Source organism: Glutamicibacter sp. BSL13 (assembly GCF_052928425.1).
Genome location: NZ_JAVGCZ010000179.1, coordinates 1 through 2673 on the forward strand (window position 1 = coordinate 1; position 2673 = coordinate 2673).

The 2673-nt window shown below is 70.9% G+C and carries 3 protein-coding genes; 1 reads left to right on the forward strand and 2 read right to left on the reverse strand.

Translation table 11 applies throughout. The annotated features are described in order from the left end of the window. Positions 1–623 (reverse strand): type II secretion system F family protein (locus RCJ92_RS15550; RefSeq protein ID WP_446755073.1); only part of this gene is annotated, 623 nt, incomplete at its 3' end. Then, positions 620–1846 (reverse strand): CpaF family protein, encoded by a 1227-nt coding sequence (locus RCJ92_RS15555; RefSeq protein ID WP_446755074.1) that lies wholly within the window; start codon positions 1844–1846, stop codon positions 620–622. The genes RCJ92_RS15550 and RCJ92_RS15555, both read right to left, overlap by 4 nt. 334 nt (positions 1847–2180) lie before the next feature. On the opposite strand from RCJ92_RS15555, the gene RCJ92_RS15560 reads away from it, so the two are divergent. Then, a partial coding sequence (locus RCJ92_RS15560; RefSeq protein ID WP_446755075.1) for a hypothetical protein occupies positions 2181–2673 on the forward strand: 493 nt, incomplete at its 3' end.

Below are 2673 nucleotides of genomic sequence, written 5' to 3' on the forward strand. Positions count from 1 at the left end.
CGGGTCTTGACATCGTCGCGCAGGAACGCGGCCAGCGTGCCCAGGGTCTGGCCCAGTTCGGTGCCGCCGACCTCCCGGGTGATGCTCAGGGTGGTCAGGATCTTGTCCGCCACCGGGTCGGCCAGGCGTTCGCCCAGGTGCTCCAGCGCGGTGGAGAACCTGGCGGTGGCCCGGTAGTCCAGGGAGAAGTCGCGGAAGGCCGGGCGCAGCGTCTCGGGGCCGACCTCGGCCAGCTGGCTGAGCGACTCGGGCAGCGAAAGCCCGGCGCGCACCGCCGAGCGCAGGTGATCGACGACTTCCGGCCACTGCTCCCGCAGCGCCGCGCGCCGTTTGGCCGCCTGGTAGCGCAGGTACACCCACGGGGCCAGCAGCCCGAACCCGCCAAAGAGCGCGCCGAACAGGAAGGAGCCGGTCAGCGCCAGGATCAGCAGCCCGGCACAGAACCCGGTGCACAGGCACACGAGCACGAAGCGGGAGGGGCGCACGGTGGCGATTCCGGCCTGCAGCAGCGCGCCCTGGATGCGGGCACGCGGTTTGCGCCGGCGCACCCACGGCTCGTAGAGCAGCCAGTCGAGAATCAGCGCCGCGCCCACGCCCAGCAGCACCCCCAGCAGCAGGCTCATAGCCGCTCCCCCATCAGTTCGGCCATGTTGACCCCGGCGATCTGGAACTTCTGGTGCGCCCAGTCCGCCCCGGCGGCCGCGCGCAGCTGGCCCGAGGTGCGCTCAAAGAGCGTGGAGGTTTCGATCTGCCCGTCCTCCACCCGTCCGGGCACCGCCAGGATCTCCTCCACGAAGCGCTGGCCCTGCCCGTCGCGGGTGCAGTGCACCACCACGTCCACGCAGGTCGCCACGGTTTTCACCACGAAGTCGCTGGTGATGTTCGGCCCGGCCAGCAGCGGCAGCGTGCACATTTTGATGATCGCGTCGCGCGCCGAGTTGGCATGCAGGGTGCACAGGCCCGCGATGCCCGAGTTCAGCGCGATCAGCAGATCCAGCGCCTCGGCCTCGCGCACCTCCCCGACGATGATGCGCTCGGGGCGCATGCGCAGCGCCTCCTTGACCAGTCGGCGCATGGTGATCTCCCCGGTGCCCTCCAGGTTCGCAAGGCGGGTCTGCATCGCCACCTGGTCACGCAGCGCGAAGTTCAGTTCGAAGATCTCCTCAATGGTGATGACCCGTTCGCGCGGGCCGATCGCCGAGGAGAGGCAGTTGAGCATGGTGGTCTTCCCGGCCTGGGTGGGGCCGGTGACGATCACGTTCATGCCCGCCCCGATCGCGCAGGAAAGGTAGAACGCCGCGTCTTCACTCAGTGAACCCAGTTCGACCAGGTCATCGAGCCGCGCGGCGCGGGCGATGAACTTGCGGATGTTCACCGCCCAGTGCTCTCGGGTGATGTCCGGGATCACCACGTGCAGCCGCGACCCGTCCGGCAGCTGGCAGTCGACGAACGGCTGCGACAGGTCCAGGCGCCGCCCGGATGCCTTGAGCATCCGTTCGACCAGTGCGGCGATCTGCCCGGCGTCCAGCCGGATCCCGGTCAGCTCGCTGCGCCCGCCGCGGGCGCAGAACACCTGGTGCGGGGCGTTGACCCAGATTTCCTCGATGCCGGGGTCATCCAGCAGCGGCTGCAGCGGGCCGAACCCGGCCACATTGTCAAAAACGCTGCGCTTGGCCGCCTCCAGCTCCCCCAGCTGCGGCACCGCCCCGAGCAGGGCCCGCTCATCGTAATCCCGCACCACCTCATCGATCAGGGCGCGGATGCGGTGCGGCTCGGTGGCCGGGTCCAGGCCCTGGCGGCGCACCAGCTCACGGACCTCGTCCTCAACGACTGACAGGGCTTCCACGGCCGGGTCCTTTCGCCCAACGGTACTCTTGCGCCTCCCGTGGCCGGGGTACCGTCGGCCGCCTGGCACCGATGCCGGGCTGCAACCAACGCAGCAAGGTGTCGGCCAGCCCCAGCACAGCCCCACCTGTGATCCATTGATCACGCATGCTATCGGCGCCGCGCACGGCTTTCAAGGGGTGCGCCAAAGAGTGTGGACAAACCCGTGGTGCCCCGCGCTGTCCACATTCGCGCGCGCCGCGCCAAGCGCACAGCTCAGCGCGTGGGTTGATGGGCGTGCCGGCGGCACGCCCGGCGGTGAAAGACGAGGGGAACTAGGGGAAGGCGGTGGGCCGGTGGAGCTGTTGTTGTGCGCCGCGGCGTTCGCCCGGCCGCGGCAGTTCATGCTGCAGGCGGAGGGCACCCTGGACGGGGCGGGGGTGCAGGAGGTGCTGGACACCCAGTTCGATGTGCCACGCTGGTACTGCGGGGCGCGGGCGCTGGAGGAGCTCGGGCCGCTGCCGCGCGATGCCCGGTTGCTGCTCAGCGACCTGCCCGGCGGTGGTGCGTCGGCGGATCCCGGGCGCCGGGCCGGCGGCGGGCTGCAGCTCTACGTGCCGCAGGGGCCGAACGCCGGGGCCCGGCTGGTGCTGCGCCCCGGGCGGCATCAGGTGGGGCGCTGCGCCCCGCTGTGGCTCGATGACCCGGCCGTCTCGCGCCGCCATGCCAGCGTGCAGGTCGATGCCCAGCGCATCATGCTGCACGCTGAGGACGGGGCGCGGCTGGAGGTGTTCGAGCACGGTGCGTTTCACCCCGTGCGCCGGATCCAGCTGCGCCGCGGGATGCGGC